The sequence below is a fragment of the Flavobacterium sp. CSZ genome (assembly GCF_015350725.1).
In the GTDB taxonomy this organism is placed as follows: domain Bacteria; phylum Bacteroidota; class Bacteroidia; order Flavobacteriales; family Flavobacteriaceae; genus Flavobacterium.
The window spans coordinates 136,461-157,490 of sequence record NZ_JADKPQ010000008.1 but is presented as its reverse complement, the minus strand read 5'-3'; the positions used below and the strand labels follow the sequence as shown (position 1 = coordinate 157,490).

Annotated in this window: 15 protein-coding genes; 6 read left to right on the top strand and 9 right to left on the bottom strand. The window is 35.7% G+C overall.

The window, feature by feature from the left end:
- Position 1 precedes the first annotated feature (1 nt).
- The 5 genes from IRZ78_RS11350 to IRZ78_RS11330 all read left to right on the top strand — a co-directional run bounded on the left by IRZ78_RS11350 (position 2) and on the right by IRZ78_RS11330 (position 5,674).
- On the top strand, positions 2–1,459 hold the full coding sequence (locus IRZ78_RS11350) for a RagB/SusD family nutrient uptake outer membrane protein (RefSeq protein ID WP_228520439.1): 1,458 nt from the start codon (positions 2–4) through the stop codon (positions 1,457–1,459).
- Positions 1,446–2,909: a hypothetical protein gene (locus IRZ78_RS11345; protein WP_194616652.1), complete on the top strand. Its 1,464-nt coding sequence runs from the start codon at positions 1,446–1,448 to the stop codon at positions 2,907–2,909. The genes IRZ78_RS11350 and IRZ78_RS11345 overlap by 14 nt, the downstream gene beginning before the upstream one ends.
- A 123-nt stretch (positions 2,910–3,032) precedes the next feature.
- Positions 3,033–4,175: a cytochrome c peroxidase gene (locus IRZ78_RS11340; RefSeq protein WP_194616651.1), complete on the top strand. Its 1,143-nt coding sequence runs from the start codon at positions 3,033–3,035 to the stop codon at positions 4,173–4,175.
- Positions 4,176–4,561: 386 nt separating this feature from the next.
- A complete protein-coding gene (locus IRZ78_RS11335) occupies positions 4,562–5,212 on the top strand; it encodes a VOC family protein (RefSeq protein ID WP_194616650.1) in 651 nt (216 codons plus the stop codon).
- Between the two features lie 63 nt (positions 5,213–5,275).
- On the top strand, positions 5,276–5,674 hold the full coding sequence (locus IRZ78_RS11330) for a tautomerase family protein (protein WP_194616649.1): 399 nt from the start codon (positions 5,276–5,278) through the stop codon (positions 5,672–5,674).
- A gap of 260 nt (positions 5,675–5,934) precedes the next feature.
- Here the strand turns inward: IRZ78_RS11330 and IRZ78_RS11325 are convergent, their stop codons facing one another.
- The 5 genes from IRZ78_RS11325 to IRZ78_RS11305 all read right to left on the bottom strand — a co-directional run bounded on the left by IRZ78_RS11325 (position 5,935) and on the right by IRZ78_RS11305 (position 14,467).
- Positions 5,935–7,959, bottom strand: a complete 2,025-nt coding sequence (locus tag IRZ78_RS11325; protein ID WP_194616648.1) for a heavy metal translocating P-type ATPase — start codon at positions 7,957–7,959, stop codon at positions 5,935–5,937.
- Between the two features lie 277 nt (positions 7,960–8,236).
- A complete protein-coding gene (locus IRZ78_RS11320) occupies positions 8,237–9,508 on the bottom strand; it encodes an efflux RND transporter periplasmic adaptor subunit (RefSeq protein WP_194616647.1) in 1,272 nt (423 codons plus the stop codon).
- 1 nt (position 9,509) lies between these two features.
- Positions 9,510–10,760 (bottom strand): TolC family protein, encoded by a 1,251-nt coding sequence (locus IRZ78_RS11315; protein WP_194616646.1) that lies wholly within the window; start codon positions 10,758–10,760, stop codon positions 9,510–9,512.
- Positions 10,761–10,893: 133 nt separating this feature from the next.
- A complete protein-coding gene (locus tag IRZ78_RS11310) occupies positions 10,894–14,046 on the bottom strand; it encodes a CusA/CzcA family heavy metal efflux RND transporter (protein WP_194616645.1) in 3,153 nt (1,050 codons plus the stop codon).
- Between the two features lie 97 nt (positions 14,047–14,143).
- Positions 14,144–14,467 carry a DUF6660 family protein gene (locus IRZ78_RS11305; RefSeq protein WP_229029294.1) on the bottom strand — a complete coding sequence of 108 codons (324 nt, stop codon included), beginning with the start codon at positions 14,465–14,467 and terminating at the stop codon, positions 14,144–14,146.
- Between the two features lie 284 nt (positions 14,468–14,751).
- Here IRZ78_RS11305 and IRZ78_RS11300 point away from each other — a divergent pair, with 284 nt between their 5' ends.
- Complete coding sequence (locus IRZ78_RS11300; protein WP_347349826.1) at positions 14,752–15,258, top strand: outer membrane beta-barrel protein; 507 nt, start codon at positions 14,752–14,754, stop codon at positions 15,256–15,258.
- A gap of 191 nt (positions 15,259–15,449) precedes the next feature.
- Here IRZ78_RS11300 and IRZ78_RS11295 read toward each other — a convergent pair whose 3' ends face one another.
- The 4 genes from IRZ78_RS11295 to IRZ78_RS11280 form a co-directional block, all read right to left on the bottom strand.
- Positions 15,450–16,034, bottom strand: a complete 585-nt coding sequence (locus IRZ78_RS11295) for a chemotaxis protein CheB (RefSeq protein WP_194616644.1) — start codon at positions 16,032–16,034, stop codon at positions 15,450–15,452.
- Positions 16,016–16,825, bottom strand: coding sequence for a protein-glutamate O-methyltransferase CheR (locus IRZ78_RS11290; protein WP_194616643.1), 810 nt, complete (start codon positions 16,823–16,825; stop codon positions 16,016–16,018). Before IRZ78_RS11290 ends, IRZ78_RS11295 begins: the two co-directional genes overlap by 19 nt.
- A gap of 6 nt (positions 16,826–16,831) precedes the next feature.
- Complete coding sequence (locus tag IRZ78_RS11285; protein WP_194616642.1) at positions 16,832–17,197, bottom strand: response regulator; 366 nt, start codon at positions 17,195–17,197, stop codon at positions 16,832–16,834.
- A gap of 246 nt (positions 17,198–17,443) precedes the next feature.
- A complete protein-coding gene (locus tag IRZ78_RS11280; protein ID WP_194616641.1) occupies positions 17,444–21,013 on the bottom strand; it encodes a response regulator in 3,570 nt (1,189 codons plus the stop codon).
- Positions 21,014–21,030 lie beyond the last annotated feature (17 nt).

The window sequence follows — 21,030 nt, the reverse complement described above, 5'->3', positions numbered from 1 at the left end:
AATGAAATATTCAAAATACATCACACTTTTTTTCCTGATATTCTCACTACAAAGCTGCAGTGATTTCTTAGAACAGGAACCCGGAACTCAAACCTCTATCGATGAGCTTTTGCAAAACAAGCAAGGAGTAGTAACTGCTTTAACCGGACTTTATACAGAGCTTGAAGCCAATGTAAAAAATGACCGTTTTGCTGTTTATGCTGATTTGCAAGGAGGAAATTTAAAATTTACCCCAACGGCTTCCGGAAGCAGCAGAGGGCAAATTTCTCCATCAGGGAATATTGAGCAGGTTTATTCTTTTGATGATCTGGCGCTTACCAGTAATTACAAATCATTTTATGACGGAAGTTATGATATCATCAATCAGGCTAACTTAATTTTAGAATATACTCCCGCCCTAACCGATGCGACTGACGAAGAAAAGAAACAAATTAAAGCAGAAGCATTGACCATAAGAGCTTATGCACATTTTCTTTTATCGCAGGTTTACAGCCAAAATTACAGTTATACCTCAGATGCTTCTCATTTAGGGATTGTTTACAACACAAAATCAATAAAAGCAGGAATAGAATATCCCGAAAGAGAAACTGTAGCCAATACGTATAATTTAATTATAACCGATCTAAAAACAGCAATTGATAATTACTCTGTTTTGGTACTTTCAGGTCCCGTTTACTCTTATTTCAACGTTAATAGTGCAAAAGCACTGCTTGCCAGAGTTTATCTGCAAAAAAATGACTGGACAAATGCTTACGAAACTGCAAATGATGTCATCATAAATTCCGGGGTTAGGTTAACAGAGAAAGAAAATTACCTTGCAGAATGGGCAAAAACAGATCTTCCGGTTTCTGAAATTTTATTAGAATTTTCGATTCCAAGAGATTCAGAAGGTATTGCCGGCAATTCTATGTCAAGTTATTTTGGATATACTTCGGCAACCAGTTACAATAAATATGTTGCTTCTGATGATTTGGTTACTCTTTATGAAAATACAGATTTAAGAAAACAACTATTTCTTACACAATCACTTCAAACATTAGTAAATGGCGTTCTTACGCCTATGAATTACAACTTTACTAAAAAATTCCAAAATAATGCCGGTTATGTAGCTTTTAGATTAAGCGAAATGTATTTAATCCGTGCCGAAGCAGCTTTGGAAACCAATAAAGCAAGTGAAGCAATGGCAGATATTAATACTATTCGTGCCCGTGCAAATGCGACCTTGCTAACCAATACAGCTAATCTTAAAGAGAATATTCTTTTAGAAAGAAGAAAAGAACTTTGTTTTGAAGGTCATTTGTTCTTTGATCTCGTGCGCAATCATAAAAATATTTCCAGAAATGACGGTTGTATTTCTACTAGCTGCAGTATGACATATCCTTCTTTAAAATTTGTTCTGCCAATACCAACATTCAACACTAATCTTAACCCTAACTTACAACAAAATGACTCGTATTAAGATATTTAGCATATTGTTTATAACCTTACTAATAACTTCTTGCTCAAAAGACGATTATAAATTAGGTTCTGAGATAGATCCTTTTGTCAGATTTAATTTTTTAACAAAGGATAACGTACCCTTAGAATATCCTGCTGTAAACGGAAGTCTGGCACCTCAATCTACTTATCTAAACAGTTCCGTAAAAACGTTGAAAATACCGGTTGCTTTAACTACCCGTTATTTAAAAAGTGCTGTAACGGTCAATTTTAGTGCTGTTTCATCAACAAATGATAATGAAAGTTTTACCGTAAATCCGGTGAATCAGTTAGTATTTGAAGGAAGTAAATTAACGGATACTGTTTTTGTTTCATTCGATAAAAGATGGGCAGCAAATCAAAGTATTTCTTTAAAATTGGAAACGGTATCTGATCCTGAAATTCATATTGGAAACCTGAATACTGAATATCCAAATGATACTTTTACCATTACCCTGGGCGAAATAAGTACAGCTTATACATTTCCTGTGGGCCAATATTTGATTAAAGGAGAAGTGGGCGAAAAAATCGATTTTAAAGTAAATTTTCCTAACGGATTTATTCCGTCTGAAATCGAAAATGCCAGTATCTTTAAATTTCTTGATGGCTTTGATTACTCGTTAACGCATGATGATTTTGGAGATAACAGAAGCTCCATCAACTATCATTTAACTCTATTAGAAGATATCCAAAATCCGGATGTGCGTTATGAAACCAAATTAACATTAACCAATACGCCCAATTATGTTGCTACAGGAAATACGGTATTGCAGATCATAAAACCTACACGATCACCCAGAGATGTTAATGCAAATCCGGCATCTAAATTTTACGATTTATCCAGTCAGTTTTACCTGACTTATGGCGAAACCTGGTTTGATAGAAGCGGTACTTGTGCGTGGCAGGCTTATAATGCCTTTACGTTTCCTGTTGTAGTAACAAAAGACAATGAAAATGCCATTTTATATAGCGATAAAGAAACGGCCAATCCTAATGATGATGTTTATCATGATGCATTCAAAATTGGATTTAATGTTGTAACAGGTACCTCAACAACCAATTCCTTTAATTTAAAAAGATGGTTTAGTAATGAAGCAGTAGCTGCAGCAAGCTCTCCAGGATTCAATATTACCTCAGCATTAGAATTTTTCCCAGAGAACGGAAACAGTAAAACTCAGGGGAAAGTATTGGTGATTCCGCAATATATTACCATTGCAGGAACCAATAAAAACAGTCATAATATCGAAATCGCCGGAGAAGGTACTTACCAAGAAATCAGTGCAGGTTTATTTGAAATTTCTTTCGAACTGAAACTTACAAACGAAGCACTTTTTGGAGGAACTGTTTCGACACAATACAGAATGTACAATAACAAAACATATCCAAAACCGGCTGCTTTAAGCATTGAATGTCCTAAGGAAGTTGCGCTTTAGATTTTAGTCGCAGTCGCAGTAACTTTGTCAAAGTTTACAACTTTGACAAAGTTTTCTGAAAAACGAACTGAAACTGAAAACTGAAACCTAAAACCTGAAACAAATCATACAAAAACAAAAGAATTGAAAAAACTAATCGTCCCTATCCTATTCCTCGTGAGTTTAACGGCCTACAAAAGCGTTGAACAGCCTGATTACATTGACATTCAGGAATTGCGAAAACTGTATTCCGGCGGAGATGCTACGAAATGGCCGGCGGCGGAATTACACAAAAATGTCGATAAATCTCAATTTCAGGATATTGGTGTGCTCCCTGCTGTTCCCTATCCTTCTTATAATCCGTATTCTAAGGAAAAAGAAAGTCTGGGTAAAATACTGTTTTTTGATCCCAGATTATCTACAAGCGGACAAATTGCATGCGCTTCCTGCCATAATCCTGAATTGGGGTGGACAGATAATTTAACGCGTTCTTTTGGCCATGATCGTCAAACCGGAAAACGTAATTCGATGACGATTCTTAACTCGGCGTATGCTACTTCTTTATTTTGGGACGGTCGTGCTTCAAGTCTTGAAGATCAGGCGCAATTCCCGATTGGAGATCCTCTCGAGATGAATGAAAAACTGACAATTGCAGTTGATAAAATTGCCAAAATAAAAGGGTATAAACCGCTTTTTGAAGCTGCTTTTGGAGACAAAAAGGTTTCATTGCAAAGAATACAATATGCAATTGCTACTTTCGAAAGATCTATTAATAGTCCAAAAAGTAAATTTGATCAGTTTGTAAGCGGAAAATCTGATGCTTATACCGATTCGCAGGTAAAAGGTCTACATTTGTTCAGAACCAAAGCGCAATGCATCAATTGTCATAATACACCTTATTTTAGCGACAATCAGTTTCATAATGACGGTCAGACTTTATTCGGAACAAAAAATGAAGATTTCGGGAGATATAATGTGACCAAAGATGTAAAAGACATTGGTAAATTCAGAACGCCAACATTGCGTGAAGTGGCCAATACAAAACCCTGGATGCATCACGGGCATTTTCCTTCTTTGCTGGATGTTGTCGAATTGTACAATTTAGGAAATCCATCGCCAGTTCAGAAAAAATATCTGGGAACTGCAAGAGATTCATTAATTCCAAAAGTAGATCCAATGCTTCGAAAATTAGATTTAAATAAAGAAGAAATCAACGATCTTTTGGCATTTATAGAAACATTAAGCACGCCAACACGAAGAATTATGGTACCGGAAATGCCAAAATAAATTACATTAAACGATTTGTAAATTGCCCCAAATTTTTCAAATCCGGAAAGCCTATTTCATAATTGAAATGGGCTTTTCTATTTTACACACATAGAAACATAGGTTTTAGATGTTTAAAAGGATATAAAAAAAAGAAACTAGTTTCTTCACACATAGTCCCGATAGCTATCGGGATTAGTTAATGTGAGTGAAACGCCTTTTATAATTTTACAAAATCTATGATCCTATGTGTTTAAAAAATTACGTATTATAATAGGAGAAACTCTTATCATAATTTACTATTCTTTCATCGAAGTATAAAATAGTCTGCTGATCGTAATACTTCTATCTTTTCTTAAATTTGTTTGAAACGAAAGGAAGCTTTTCCTTCTTGAAAAAATACCACCATGAAGTTAGCACACATTCAAATTCAATCCAACAATATAGAACAAACTGCCACTTTTTATAAAAACATTCTTGATCTTCCTATTATAGAAAAAACCAAAGACTTTGTGAGTATTCAGGCAGGTAATTCGGTTTTGGAATTCGTTGAAAATCCAGAGTTTAAATCTATCTATCATTTTGCTTTTAATATCCCGGAAAACAAATTAGACGAAGCTATCGAATGGTGTAAAAGTAAAGTAGATCTAATTTTTATTGAAGATCAAAAAGTCATTACCAATTTCGAAAACTGGAATGCCAATGCTGTTTATTTCTATGATAATAATGGCAATTTATTAGAATTCATTGCCCGACATGATCTTGATAATGCACAAACAGAAGCATTCAGTTCTAAAGCTATTCTAAATATAAGCGAAATAGGAATTGTGAATGAAAATCCTTTAGAATTAGGAAAACAACTAATTGCAGAACACGGTTTAGCATTCTTTTCTAAAAATGCCAATAGTGAACTTTTTGCTGCCGTTGGTAATGATGAAGGTTTGTTGATTATGGTTAAACCGAATAGAAACTGGTATCCTACGCAAACACCTTCTGAAAGTAATATTACCAAAGTTAAAATTGAAAATAAAGGAACTAAAATTGAATTAAAATTTTAATCCGATTCTTATTTTTCATCGCTTACAATTCCTTATTTTTATAAAAATTTAAATAAAAACAAAATGCCATTCGTTAGAATCAGCCTTCCTAAAAAGCTTTCATTAGAAACAAAAAATACTATTTCAGAATCGATTCATCAATCTTTGATAACAGAATTTAATATCCCAAAGGACGATTATTTTCATGTCATTGAAGAATTGGAACCACATCAGATAAAATATCCTGAAAGTTATCTTGGTATTTCACATTCTGAAGATATTGTTTATGTGCAAATCACGGCCGGACAAGGAAGAACATTAGAACAAAAGAAAAAATTATACCATCAAATTGCTTCGAGAATTTCAACTTCAACCGAAATTTTGATCAATAATGTGATCATTGTTTTATTAGAAAATAATGGTTTAGAGAATTGGTCTTTCGGTAATGGAGAAATTCAGGAACAAAAACATTTGAAGAAGTAATTGTAAACCCTTGGATCCTTTTTTTAAAACACATAGAACCATAGATTATGTAAAATTATAAAAGGCGTTTCACTCACATTAACTAATCCCGCTAGCTATCGGGACTATGTGTGAAGAAACTAGTTTCTTTTTTTCGCACTCTTTAAACATCTAAAACCTATGTTTCTATGTTTTTATTTTTTTTTTTGAATTACAACCAACAGTTTAATTGTAATAAATAGAAAATCCCAATTCAAACGAATGAATTGGGATTTTTTTATTTAAGTGAAATTATTAAACTTCATTTTCTGAATTCTCACGGCATTTAATATCGCTAACAAAGCCACTCCAACATCAGCAAAAACAGCTTCCCACATCGTGGCAAGTCCGCCCGCACCCAGAATTAATACAAAAGCTTTTACTACAAAAGCCAAAGTAATATTCTGCCAAACGATTTTTTTGGTTTGTTTCCCAATATTGATCGCCATTGCAATCTTGCTTGGTCTATCGTCCTGAATCACCACATCGGCAGTTTCGATCGTGGCATCGCTTCCTAAACCTCCCATTGCAATTCCTACGGTGCTTAAGGCTATTACAGGTGCATCATTTACACCATCGCCCACAAAAGCTACCGTTTCGTTTTTGGCTTTAATCTCGTTGAGTTTATTCACTTTATCTTCCGGAAGTAAATCTCCAAAAGCATTTGCGATTCCTAATTTATCAGCAACAAATTGTACCACATTTGTTTTATCACCACTCAGCATGGTTACCTTAACGCCTAATGCTTTTAGTTTGCTTACTGCTTCCTGAGCATCTTCTTTTATTTCATCGGCAATAGTCAAATATCCTGCGAATTTATTATCGTAGGCAATGGCAATCGTAGTATACACCACTGAATTTGGATCGATATCATATTGAATCTTGAATTTATCCATCAGTTTGAAATTCCCAACATGCAATTCTTTTCCGTTGATTTCGGCTTTTAAACCATGTCCGGAAATTTCTTCTACATTTTTCAATTCAATTGAAGCATCAATCTGTCCCACATGATTGTGAATGGCCGTTGCCACAGGATGCGTACTTTGGCTTTCCAGAACATTAACGAGTTTCAGAATCTCAGCTTTATCAAAACCTTCCTGAATAATAACTTCCTGAACTTTAAAAACACCTTCGGTCATGGTTCCGGTTTTATCCATCACCACATTCTGAATGGTTGAAATGCTATCCAAAAAATTACTTCCTTTAAACAGGATTCCGTTTTTACTTGCAGCGCCAATTCCGCCAAAATATCCTAACGGAATACTAATTACCAATGCACAAGGACATGAAATTACAAGGAATACCAAAGCTCTGTACAGCCAGTCACTAAAGACATAATTGTCTACAAAAAGCCATGGCAATACACAAATCGCAATTGCCAGATACACCACGATTGGCGTATAAATCTTAGCAAATTTTCTGATAAATAATTCGGCTGGAGCTTTTTTGGTCGTGGCATTTTGTACCATTTCCAAGATCTTAGAAAGCTTGCTGTCTTTATAAGCCGTTGTTACTTTTACTAAAGCAATCGTGTTTCCGTTGATCATTCCGGCCAGAACAGTTTCTCCTTTTACCTTGGTATCCGGTTTGCTTTCACCCGTTAATGCTGCGGTATTAAACGAAGCAGAATCTGATAGTAATTCGCCATCCAGACCTAATTTTTCTCCTGCTTTAAGCTGAATTACAGATCCTATCGTAACATCTGCCGCTTTTACTTTTGTAGCAACGTTATTTTCTAAAACATTTACTTCGTCAGGGCGCTGATCCAACAGGCTTTTTATATTCGATTTTGCACGGCTTACGGCCAATCCCTGAAAGTTTTCTCCAATGGTGTAAAACAGCATTACAGCAACACCTTCGGGATATTCGCCAATGGCAAAAGCACCAATTGTCGCAATACACATCAGGAAAAACTCTGAGAAAACATCACCTTTCATGATGCTTTCGTAAGCTTCTCTCAAAACCGGAAGTCCAACAGGCAAATAAGCCACGATATACCAGGCAATTCTAACATAACCCGTAAACCAGGTTTGCGGAAAATAATTATCCAGACCAATCCCAATAAGCAGTAATACCAATGAGATTATCGCCGGTAAAAATATTTTAAACAAACCGCCCTCAGCGTTGTGTTCATGATCGTGACCGTCTCCATCTCCGTGATCGTGTCCGTCATTATTAGAATGAACGGGTTCGTCATGTGAACAACAGCAGGTAGATTGTTTTGGTTTCTTTTTTGTTATTTTTTCTTCTGTATGTATATGTTCCATAAAATGAGTCTCAAATGTTATTTGTTTAAAGTTTAAACTTTGTTTAAATATGTTCTAAATTTACGGATTTTGAGCGAATTGTCTATAGGCAGCGTTTTATTTAATCTCGCAAAGTCGCAGAGCCGCAAAGTTTTTTAAGTTTCTTTGATTTTCTCTCATAAAACTTAAAAACATAATACAAGAAAAAATTTGCGGCTCTGCGACTTTGCGAGCAAATTCTACACCAGCTAAAAAACTTAGCATCTTAGTAACTCAGCAACTTAGCAACTAAAAAAAATTAGTGACTATGCTCCCCTCCGCCTTTCATTGCCGAAAGCAAATAAAAAGCGCCTTTTGTTACAATTTTTGCATTGGCAGGAATTTCATCTACAAACTTTATTTCTGTAAAACCTAAGTCTGTTGTTCCGGGAATCACTTCGATGGCTTTAAAATGAATTTCTTTTTCATGAGGCGTTTCTGTTTCACCTTTATTTTCTTCGTGTTTCTCATGTTCTTCGTGTTCGTCTTCCTGAATATAGACAAAATACTTATCTGCATTTCGAACCACAGCATCTTTTGGTACAGCAGGAACAGTCGCATTGGTAATGTTGATATTCGCCGAAACGTACATTCCCGGAATCAGTCCTTTTGCGTCATCTGATTCGATTTTGGCATGAACGGCAACGGTTTTACTTTCGTTAGAAAAAGATTTATTGATCCCGAAGATTTTTCCTTTTATCGATTTGTTCGACTGATTGGTCAATACAAAATCAATTATCTGTCCGATCGAAATAGAGCCTAAATCTTTCTCATACACATTTAAGTCTAAGTGCATTTGAGTATTATCAACAACTTCAAACAATGTTACTCCGGTTTGTGCGTAGGCTCCTTTTGCAATTTTTATATTCCCAACATAACCGCTTATTGGCGCTACAATTGGCACTAACGAAGTACTGCCTTTTGTACTCACGTGCAAGGCATCTAATTTATTTTTTGCTGCCTGTGCTCTGGCTCTTTCTGCTGCCAGTTTTGATTTTACTTCCTGAAAAACTTTCCTTGGGTTTACATTTTCATCGCTTAAGGTTTTCTGACGGTTGTATTCTAATTGCAAGTATTCGATATTGGCTGTAGCCGAATGATAATCTTCCTGCATTTCAATCACTTCCAGATTCTGAATCGTTGCCAAAACCTTTCCTTTGTTGACATAAGTACCTTCCAAAACAAAAATATCCTTCACGGTTCCTCCTATCAAAGTCGAAACTTCGGCAGAATTTTGTGGCGGAACTGTAGTATAACCGTTGGCTTTTATGACTTTGTTCAGGTTTCTGTTTTCTACAAATCCTGTTTCGATGCCGACGGTTTTGTATTGCGATTCATTTAGAGCTACTTCTGTTTGCGATTTTTCTTCTTCTTGTGGCTCTTCTGCTTTCTTTTCATTACAAGATGCGAAAGATATAACCGCAATGCACCCAAAGAAAAAGCGCGAAGCACGTAAGGAAATTAAACTTTGCGACCTTTGCGATACAACCTTAGCGTTCTTTGCGGTTAGATAATTAAATATATTTTTCATTTTAATTGTTTTTGATGGTTGGAAATTGAAACTCGATGGCACTTTGATTAAAATTATGAGTCGCCTCTGTATATTGTTTTTTAATATCAATTGCCTGATTCAAAAAACTGATGTACGCCCAATAACTCATATCGCCATTGGCATAACTTTTTTGCGCAGTAGTGATAATCTGATCTGCATATTGCAATCCTTCTTTCTGGAAATAATCTAATGCTTTTTGCTGTTTTGCATAATTGTTTTGTAACTCTTGTCTTTGCAGATTCAGCGTTAGTTTATTTTTATCTAAAGCCAATTTCGATTGCGAAATACTAATCGCCGAAGCCTGTGCTCTGGCTGTATTCACGCCTCCAAACAACGGAATTTGCAATCCGGCAGTAAATCCCTGATACAATGATTTGGTGTCGATTGTTTGCGCAAAATAACCTATTCCTATTTTCGGAATTCGCATGGCTTTATACGTATTGGCTTCTTTTTGAGAAACCGAAATTTGCTGCTGGTAATAATCGCTCATTAAGTTTTCTGCTTTCGAATTTCCTTCTTCTTTTATAATAGTATATTGTAATGCTGTTTTATCATCGGGAACAATATTTTCATCAGTCTGAACAAAAAACTGCAATTGCTTTTGGTAAATTGCCAAATCAAATTCTAATTGTGCTTTTTGCGTTTCGATCTCTTTTACTTTCGCTTTAGCACTAATAACTTCAATGTTTCCGCTTTCTCCGGTTTGAAAACGGAGTTCTGCATTCTTTAAGAATTTGGTATAAATATCATTGAGTTCCGAGTTTAATTTCTGAATCGAAACACCATACAAATATTGATAATAGGCCAAGGTTACGGCTTTTTCGATTTCATAAGAAGATAAGGCTTTACGTTTTTCGGCCAGTTTTACCAATTCCTCCTGCAATTGACGATTGGCTTTGGTGATGCTTCCCAGTGGAAAAAACTGCTGCACCGAAACGTTGTGGTCATAATCCACACTATTGAATTGTCCGCCCTGATATTGCACTTGTAGCGGTTCCGGCTGAAATGCGGTCTTTTTCAGAACGGTTTGTCTTTCTATTTCCTTATCGGCAATTTTTAAATCGATGTTGTTTGATTTGGCAAGTTCTATGGCTTTTTCAAGAGTGATTTTTTCTTGTGCCGATGATACTGTACTTATCAATAGGAACGTACCTAACCGCAAAGTTCGCAAAAGGTTTTTCGCAAAGTTCGCAAAGGTGTTTGTGTTTATATTATATTTTATACTTTTCATTTTTCTCTTGTAATTTTTGTTTCACGCAGATTTTTAAAAAATTTAAGCTGATATGCGCAGATTATTTTTTATAATATTTTAATTTAAATCTGCTTCAATCTGCATAATCTGCGTGAAACATTTTTTCCTATTTTTAAATTTCATTGCGTTCTTCGCGTAAATCCTCGCGCTCTTTGCGGTTAAACCTACTTTCCAACAGCAAATACAAAATCGGTAAAACAATCAGCGTCAATAATGTGGCTGAGAATAAACCGCCAATTACTACGGTTGCTAAAGGTTTTTGCACCTCTGCTCCTCCACTCGTTGACAATGCCATTGGTAAAAATCCTAAAGAGGCTACGGCAGCCGTCATTAAAACAGGGCGTAATCTCGTTTTGGTTCCTATTAAAACTCTTTGCAGCGGATCTGATATTCCTTCGGTTTTTAGTTGATTGAAATACGAGATCAATACGATTCCGTTTAGAACCGCGATTCCGAAGAGGGCTATAAAACCAATTCCTGCCGAAATACTAAACGGCATTCCACGCATCCAGAGCGCAAAAACACCACCGATGGCTGATAACGGAATTGCAGTAAAAATTAGTCCTGCTTGTTTGAAACTTTTAAAAGTGAAATAAAGCAATACTAATATTAATCCTAAAGCGATTGGCAAAGCGATCGAAAGTCGTTTGGTGGCTTCGATTAAATTCTCGAACTGACCGCCATAGGTCACGTAATAACCCGCAGGAAGTTTAAAGTTTTTATCCAGTTTTTGCTGAATTTCCTCTACTACACTTTTTATGTCGCGGCCGCGAACGTTTAATCCAACGGTGATTCTGCGTTTTCCGTCTTCACGAACTACTTGTACAGGGCCTTGCTCATAATCAACCGTTGCAACTTGCGAAAGTGGTACTTGCTGCCCGTTTGGTAACGGAATAAACAAATTACTCACATCGGTAATATCAGCGCGATTGCCTTCGTTCATTCTCACTACAACATCAAATCTTTTGCTTTCGTCGTAGATTTTTCCGGCGCTTTCTCCAGCAAATGATGAACGGATAATTCTATTGATATCTGAAATATTCAAACCGTATAAAGCGATTTTATTGTAATCATATTTGATGGTAATTTGAGGTAAACCCGTTACTTTATCCGCTTTTAAATCTCCAATTCCTTCGATGCTTTTTATCTTCGAAATTAACTCGGCTGCTTTGGCATCCAGAATTTCCAGATCATCACCAAAAATTTTGATGGCGATATCGCTTCGGCTTCCGGTCATTAATTCATTGAAACGCATTTGTATAGGCTGTGAAATCTCAATATTGGCTCCCGGAATGACTTCCATTTCTTCTTTCATGGCATTAGCCAGTTCTTCCCAATTGTGATATTTTCGTCCCCATTCTTTTTTGTCCTTTAGAACAATAATCAAATCGCCACTTTCAATAGGCATAGGATCTGTGGGGATTTCCCCACTTCCTATTTTGGTTACTATTGTTTTTATCTCCGGAAATTTTGCTTTTAATATTTGCTCGTATTTCGTGGTGGTTTCTACCATCTGCGTAAGTGAACTGCCGGTCATAATAGTGGCGTTTATGGCTAAATCTCCTTCTTCGATAGTCGGGATAAATTCTCCTCCCATACTATTAAAAACAATTAATCCCAAGGCAAATAGACCCAATGCAATTCCTAAAACAATCTTTTTAAATTGCAGTGCTTTTTCTAATAATGGAGTATAAAATGCCTCTAAACAAGCCATCATTCTGTCGCTGAAATTTTCTTTGTGTTCTGTCTTTTTAGATAAGAATAAAGCGCTCATCATAGGCACATAAGTCAACGAAAGGATAAATGCTCCGGCAACAGCAAAACCAACAGTCATTGCCATGGGTTTGAACATTTTACCTTCGGTTCCTACCAAAGCCAGGATAGGCAGATAAACAATCAAAATGATGATTTCTCCAAAGGCTGCACTGTTTCTGATTTTCGAAGCCGAATTGTAAACTTCAACATCCATTTCGCCTTGCGATAATTCTTTTTTCCGTTTCAATTGCTGCAAATGATGCATTGTGGCTTCGACAATAATTACAGCTCCGTCGACAATGATTCCAAAATCGATTGCTCCCAGACTCATTAGGTTTCCGCTTACACCAAAGGCATTCATTAATATAATAGCAAAAAGCATCGCTAACGGAATTACCGAGGCAACGATTAAACCCGCACGAAGATTACCAAGGAATAAGATCAGGACAAAAATCACGATCAAAGCTCCTTCTAATAAGTTTTTTGTAACAGTTCCGATCGCGTTATCGACTAGTTTTCCTCTGTCTATAAAAGCTTCGGCAACAACACCTTCGGGTAAACTTTTATTGATCTGAATCATTCTTTCTTTGATTCTGTCTACAACGGCGCTGGAGTTTTCACCTTTTAACATCAAAACCATTCCGGAAACAATTTCTCCTTTTCCGTCTTTGGTTGATGCTCCGTAACGCAGGGCAACGCCTTCACGAACTTCGGCAACATCACGGACTAAAACGGGCGAACCGTTTCGGTTTTTTACCACGACATTTCCAAGGTCTTTTGTTCCTTTTGCCATTCCGACACCGCGAATAAAATAGGCTAATTGATCCTTTTCGATATAAGCGCCTCCGGTATTTTGGTTGTTTTTTTCTAAAGCATCAAAAATTTCAGTAATTGTAACGCCTAAACTATTTAGGGTATTGGGGTTCACAGCAATTTCGTATTGTTTTAATTTCCCGCCCCAGGTACTTACATCTGCAACGCCTTTGACGCCCTGCAATTGCGGAATAATAATCCAGTCCTGAATGGTTCTAAGTTTTACTGCATCGTATTTGTTTTCGTAGCCTTTTTTGGCATATACATCATATTGGTAAATTTCTCCTAAACCTGTCGAAATAGGTGCTAATTCAGGAGTTCCTGCATAATCGGGAATATTTTCTTCGGCTTGTTTTAGGCGTTGAAATATTTGTTCCCTTGCCCAATAAATATCGACATCGTCTTCGAAAACAACGGTAACAACTGATAATCCGAAACGCGAAATACTACGGAGTTCTATAATATCCGGAACCGTTTTTACGGCTTGCTCCAGCGGATAGGTTATTAATTGCTCAACTTCCTGACTGGCCAAAGTGGGTGCTGTCGTGATAATTTGTACCTGATTATTGGTAATATCCGGCAAAGCATCCAGTGGTAAGTGTTTGAGCGAATAGCTTCCCCAAGCTATTAATATAAGGGTAAATAGTAGTATAACAAACTTATTCTTTATACTAAACTGTATAATTTTATCTAACATTTTAAGGGTATAATGACATGAGAAATTAGACAAAGTTTTGCCTATTACTTCTGTGGAAAATCCACAACTCTCTAACCCGAACTTAATCAGGCAATCATTATGCTATTTGAGGGGGTTGCCAAATACTTCCGTAGAAATTGGAAGCAGCAACTGAGGTATAATTGGGTAATGGAATTGAAATAATGGAATATGCTACAGGAAATTCAAAACTTACAGCAGTCTGATAACTTAAAACCTGAGCACCACAGCAATTACAAGCGCAAAACGGAGAACACAAATCATTGTCTTTATCATGAGTATGATTGGCTTCTGATGAAAACTGGGCCGTTTTATGAGCAGCACTATTTACTTCCATATCTGCACAGGGCATACTGGAAAGTGCCATTAAATAAATCGACAATATGATGTTTATCCATTTCACAACACAAAAGTAACATTTATTTCTATTATAAAAATCTAAATGTTTGAAAATGATATTCGTAAAAAAAAGATAAAAGTGTTTTAATTTCTTTAATTTTTGGGGATAAATTAAATTCTCCTTTTTTGGAGTTTGGGCTCGAAGGCGGCGCGAATTTCTCTGACGTTTCGGGTCTTGAATCTTCGGGAACGAATGTTGGGTTTAATCTTAGTTTTTATTTTGACATTCGATCTAAATAAAATCCTGCCTGGATGATCAATACGGGGTAATAGTAAAATCGCCTATGGGTGGCACACGGAATTCCGGTTTATTCTTTAAACGATGCGAATCTGGATAATACTTTTGCTGGCGGAAGTGTGAATCGCGAATTCAGGTATTTTAATGTGCCTATTTTAATTAAATATCAGTTTAAAAATAGAATATATCTTAAAACAGGGCCTCAGTTTGGTTTATTAGCCAAAACTTTTGATGAATTTAAACAAGAATACGGTAAAGACGATGTGATTTATAAAAAGAATATCCGCGATCAGATACGGGTTATTGATGCGGGTGTGGCACTTGGTGCGGGTTATCATATGAATGTGGGTAACGGTTTAAACGTAACAGTTCAATATTATTATGGTCTGGTTCCGGTAATGAAAGGCGACAGGCCAAATGTATACAACAGATCTTTGTATTTAACGGCTGGAATACCTATAGGTAAAGGTAAAGCGGCACAAAGAAGGGCTGAAAAAGAGGTTGTATTGAATAAGGTTGTCCTTCCGGAAGATGAAGCGCCTAAACCTAAAAAATAGTATTAAAAGTCTACAATTCGTGCCGTCAGGCACAAAATCTTGGTAGAAAATCAGATGTAGGAACAGATTTAGCGTGCCGTAGGTACACCATATCAATCGCTTTATTGCGTACCTACGGCACGCCAGCATATCATAAACTAAATTTCTACCATATGTAGCCTAACTGCACATCCAACTCTTTATTTGGATTATTAAGTATTAATAGCACTGATAAACTCTAATATTTCCTGATTGTTTAAAACAAAATCGGGACTGGTGTTTAAAATAGCATTATGAGGCATAAAAGGCATCTCTGCTACGGTTGGGTTTTGTACGACAATGGTTCCTCCTGCGGCTTTAATGGCTTTTAAACCATAAGTCCCATCGGTATTAGAACCTGACAATAAAATTCCAATTAAAGCTTCTCTGTAAATCTCTGATGCTGATTCAAACGAAACATCGATACTTGGACGGCTATAATTAATTTTCTCTGATATATCTAACGAAAGGGTATCGTTTCTTTCGAATAATAAATGATAATTAGATGGCGCGACATAGATGTATCCTGGCACAAGGGGCACTTTATCCTCGACTATTTTTACGGTAATACTTGATTTCAGGGCAATTAATTCCTCTAAAGTCTGATCATCTGTGCTTTTTCTGTGTAAAACAATTACGATGGCAAAACCATTTAATTGTGATAGATCAGGCAAAATTTGCATTAAAGCGTTTAAACTTCCTGCAGATCCGCCTATTATTACTACTTTACAGCCTGATATTATTTTATTTTCCTCCATATTTTTTCTTTATCCAACTGTTTGTATTTATTCATAGGAATAGAATATTTTATAGTTTCTTTGGTTCCAAGTGCCAGGAAACCTAAAACAGACAGACTTTCATCGAATAAATTAATGACTCTTTTTTGAAGATCATTATCAAAATAAATTAAAACATTACGGCATAAAATAAGGTCAAACTCATTAAATGAAGTATCTGAAACTAAATTATGCTGTGAGAAGACCATTTTTTCGGCCAGTTCTTCATTAAACTTGGCAATACCATAATTGGCAATATAATAATTCGAAAAATCTTCCTGTCCGCCTGCATCGCGATAGTTTTCTGAGTATTCTTTCATCATCCTTAAAGGGAAGATTCCTTTTTTGGCTGTTTCTAAAACCGTTGCATTAATGTCTGTTGCATAAATTAAGGATTTATGCAGCAAACCGGCTTCTTTTAGCATAATAGCCATCGAGTAGACTTCTTCTCCCGTAGAACATCCTGCGTGCCATAATCTAATAAAAGGTTTAGTACCTAATAAGGGTAATATTTGATTTCGAACTACGGCATAAAAGGAAGGATCACGAAACATCTCGGTAACATTGACCGTGATTTCGTCGATCATTCGTTTATAATATTCAGGATCATAACGAACCCTGGAAAGAAATTCATGAAAATGCCTAAATCCGTCAAGATGAATTAGTCTGTTTACACGTCTTTTTAGAGAAGCGCGTGAATAACTACTAAAGTCAAAACCATAATATTCATATATCTCATTAATGAGCGTTTCTAACTCAATATCCTCAATCATATTCCATTAAATTTTGCCTAAAATAAGCAGTAATTTATCTACATCTACCGGTTTAGATATATACGCATCTGCCCCAGCCTCTAAACATTTTTCTTTATCTCCTACCATCGCCTGCGCCGTTACCGCTACAACAAACGTCGATCTCCTGTTAGGCAATGCTTTTATTAACGGAATAGCATCATAACCATCCATTTCGGGCATCATCATATCGATCAGGACAGCATCGATGTGTTCATCAGTACTCAATAATTTTAATGCTTCTTCAGCACTTAAACAAGACAAGCAATCAAATGATTTCGCACGTAAAGTGTGTTCTAAAGCAAAAATATTTCTAGAGTCATCATCAATAATTAAAAGTCTTTTTTTATTCATTTCGCCCACTTTTTATTTGGTTTGTTTTTTTGTAACGAATTATTTTTTTTTAAAGTTTTTAATTTCAAAGATTAAAACTTTTTTGTTTCACGCAGATTTAAAAAGATTAAAGCAGATTTAATTTTAGATTTTTATTAAATAATCTGTGCACATCTGCTTTAATCTTTTTAAATCTGCGTGAAATTAGCATCAAATAATCTGCCTGAGTTATTTTAATCTCTGGCTAACTTTTTCTTTGTAATCTATTTATATCTTATCATACAGCCACACTCGCAATAACGAAAGCAGCTGATCAATATCGACCGGTTTGGTAATATAATCTGATGCTCCTGCTTTGATACATTTTTCTCTGTCGCCTGTCATTGCTTTGGCTGTAACGGCTATTAAAGGTAAATTTAAAAACTTAGGCATGCTACGAATTTTTTCGGCTGTTTCATAACCGTCCATATTAGGCATCATCATATCCAGTAAAACAATATCAGTATCGTCGTGTTCTTCCAGGATTTTGATGGCTTCTTTACCATCAAAAGCGGTAATAACATTCATTTTAAAAACTTCTAAGGCTTTTGTCAACGAATAAATATTACGAACATCGTCATCTACAATTAATACCTTTTTATCGTGCAGGATATTATTTAGTAAATTTAGCTTTTTATAGCTTTCTTTATTGTCTTTTCCTTCTTTTTTATCTTCGACCAAATGCAGAAATAGGGAAACTTCGTCTAACATTCTTTGGTACGAATGCGCTGTTTTTACAATAATCGAATCGGCGTATTTTTTAATTTTTACTTCTTCTTTCATCGATAAACTTTTTCCTGTAAAGACAATTACCGGCAAGTTTTCTAATCCCGGAGATTTCTTTACACCATCAAGAATTTGATAAGCGTGTTTGTCCGGAATTCCCATATCAAGAATAACACAATCTACTTCTGTCTTATTCAAGGCTTCTAATCCTTGCGAAACTTCGCTTTTTATTTCTGAATTAATATTATAAGTTTCTAAGAAATAAGCCAGCGCTTTAGCATGTTTTGGATTATCCTCGATGATTAAAACTTTTTGTGCTTCTTTATTAATGATATGCTCGATTCGTAAAAATACATCCGGAATTTTCTCGAAAGCGACCGGTTTGTCTAAGAAATCTACTGCTCCTTTTAGTAAACTTTCCTGTTTTAATTTGTGCGATGACATAATATGAACCGGAATATGTTTGGTTGCTGAGTGATTTTTTAATTCTTCTAAAACTTCCCAACCGCTTTTTATTGGTAATTCTATATCTAATAAAACACCAACCGGATTGTAAAGCAATGCAAAATTTAAAGCATAATCGCCTCGCACTGAAACAACTCCTTTATAGCCTTTTTTTCTGGTGAAGGTTAGAAGCGATTTGGCAAAATTAATATCGTCCTCTACAATCATAATTACCTTATCGCTAGGTAAAATTGAATCTCTGTCGTCTTCAATTTCGGCAGGAATAGTTTCGCTTATGTATTTTTTCTTTGGCGGCGCTTTTTCATCCGGTTCTACTTCTGTAAATTCTGTTGGCGGAATCTTCTCTACATTAATTTTATGAACAGCAGATCCAAAAACAGGCAGACATAAAGTAAACGAACTACCTTCGTTCTCCTTACTATGCAATATAATTTCTCCACGAAGCAGTTTTGCCAATTCACGGCTAATCGACAATCCTAAACCGGTTCCGCCATATTTACGTTTGGTAGAACCATCGGCTTGTTGAAACGCTTCGAAAATTAAAGGCTGTTTCTCTAACGGGATTCCGATTCCGGTATCTTTTACAATAAAGCAAATGATTTTATCATCGTCGGTATTGATTTTAATTTCTACACTAACCGTTCCTTTTTCGGTAAATTTAATCGCATTCGAAATCAGGTTTTTCAAAATTTGCTCTAAACGCATTTTGTCTGTCTTGATAACAATTGGTGCATCTTTAGAGATAATTTCAAACTTAATTCCTTTTTCTTTTGCCACCTGATTAAACAAGTTCCATAAAGTATCTGTGATTTCTTTGGTCGAAACGTCCAGGAATTCAAGCTCCATTTTACCGGCTTCAATTTTAGACAAATCAAGAATTTCATCAATCAGTCCTAACAAACTATTTCCAGAACTCTGGATTACTTTGGCAAACTCAATTTCTTCTTCGACCATGCTTTTGTTGTTATTTTCTGACAACAAACGGCTTAAAAGTAAAATCGAGTTTAAAGGTGTTCTCAATTCGTGCGACATATTCGCCAAAAACTCTGATTTATAACGAGTTGTAAGTTCTAAAGCTTCAGATTTTTTCTGAATTTCATTGTTTTTTTCTTCTAATAAAACACTTCTTTCAGACAATTCTTCGTTGGTCTGCTCTAACTCTTCCTGTTGTACACGTAACTCTTCTTCAGAAGCCTGAAGTTTCTCTGTTTGCGCTTCTAACTCGGCATTAATAGCTTCTAATTCGCTATGCTGTACCTGAAGTTCCTCAGACTGAGATTTGGTTTCTTCCAGCAATTCCATCACTCGTTTTCTGTTTTGAGTCGATTTAATGGCAATTCCTATGTTGTTTGCAACGCTTTTCAAAAATTCTAAATGCAGGTCCGAAAATCCGTAAATACTCGCCAACTCTATAGCACCTTCAACTCTCGTATCTAATAACGGAACTGCTACAATATGTGTTGGTTTTATTTGTCCCAAAGCATAATTAATCTGGATATCATCTGGAGATAAAGATTTTAATTCCAGAATTTTTCCTGAAACAATGGCCTGACCAATTAAACCTTCTCCTTTTTGAATGCGTTCACGATTTTTGCCTGGTATATAACTGTAACCTCCTGAAACAAAAAGTTCATTATCTTCTAAAATATATAAAACTCCCGCACTGCTATTGGTATATTGGCACACAAATTCGATCACATCTTTTGATAATTTCTGCATCGTTTTATCACCCAGCATTACATTATTAAGATTTGCAATTCCGGTTTGAAGCCATTCTTTTTGAGATAATAAATCGAAAGAATTTTTTAAAGAAACTCCCATACTATTTAGAGATTCTCCCACATTTCCTAAAGCATCAGCCTTGTTATCGTCTACCCTGATATCATAGTTTCCGTTCGAAATATTACTGGCAATAGAACTTATGGCTTCGATTCTTTGCGCTGTTTCGCGGTCTTTTTTCTCTAATTCATTCTGAAGTAAAGCACGCTCGTTGAAATCTTTCAAAATTCGGATCAAAAAGACAATCGAAATAACAAAAGCAATTATAAAAGCGACAATAATCAGGACAATGCTATAAGTACCGTAACGTTCTGAGTTTTCGTTGCGTACTTTTAAAAGGTTTTGTTCTGTATTTTCAACAGTTTTTATTTGTGCACGCAAATCACTCATCATATTTCGACCTTCGGCAAGATCAAATGTAGCAGAGTTTTTTCCGAGACGTTTCTTTACAATTTGATTGTTTAAGTATTTAAAAAAGTTTTCACGTTGCACTTTTAGCTCCTTTAACTGCATTTGTTGCGACGGATTATCAACCGTAAGTTCAGTTACCTTATCAAAGAAAACTTTCGATTTTGCTTCGGCATCATTGTATCGGTCTACAAATTGTTCGTCGCCCGTAATCAAATAGCCTCGCATACTGGTTTGTGCCTCAGTAATTATAGCCGAACCTTCGTTCAGGTTATAAATAACTTCCTGAGTATGGTTTACCCACGAATTACTGTCTAATAAGCTTTTTATACTAAGAAATGAAGCTGTGGAACTGATCATTAGTACCAACAATGAGACTAACGAACTGATTAACAAATTTCTTTTAAAATTACTCTTCATGTTTTTTGGTTATAATT

Coding starts and splice junctions, on each gene's coding strand:
- IRZ78_RS11345 (WP_194616652.1), top strand. CDS start 1,446: ATGACTCGTATTAAGATATTTAGCATATTGTTTATAACCTTACTAATA.
- IRZ78_RS11290 (WP_194616643.1), bottom strand. CDS start 16,825: ATGATTGAGGATATTGAGTTAGAAACGCTCATTAATGAGATATATGAA.
- IRZ78_RS11330 (WP_194616649.1), top strand. CDS start 5,276: ATGCCATTCGTTAGAATCAGCCTTCCTAAAAAGCTTTCATTAGAAACA.
- IRZ78_RS11310 (WP_194616645.1), bottom strand. CDS start 14,046: ATGTTAGATAAAATTATACAGTTTAGTATAAAGAATAAGTTTGTTATA.
- IRZ78_RS11280 (WP_194616641.1), bottom strand. CDS start 21,013: ATGAAGAGTAATTTTAAAAGAAATTTGTTAATCAGTTCGTTAGTCTCA.
- IRZ78_RS11335 (WP_194616650.1), top strand. CDS start 4,562: ATGAAGTTAGCACACATTCAAATTCAATCCAACAATATAGAACAAACT.
- IRZ78_RS11285 (WP_194616642.1), bottom strand. CDS start 17,197: ATGAATAAAAAAAGACTTTTAATTATTGATGATGACTCTAGAAATATT.
- IRZ78_RS11325 (WP_194616648.1), bottom strand. CDS start 7,959: ATGGAACATATACATACAGAAGAAAAAATAACAAAAAAGAAACCAAAA.
- IRZ78_RS11350 (WP_228520439.1), top strand. CDS start 2: ATGAAATATTCAAAATACATCACACTTTTTTTCCTGATATTCTCACTA.
- IRZ78_RS11315 (WP_194616646.1), bottom strand. CDS start 10,760: ATGAAAAGTATAAAATATAATATAAACACAAACACCTTTGCGAACTTT.
- IRZ78_RS11295 (WP_194616644.1), bottom strand. CDS start 16,034: ATGGAGGAAAATAAAATAATATCAGGCTGTAAAGTAGTAATAATAGGC.
- IRZ78_RS11320 (WP_194616647.1), bottom strand. CDS start 9,508: ATGAAAAATATATTTAATTATCTAACCGCAAAGAACGCTAAGGTTGTA.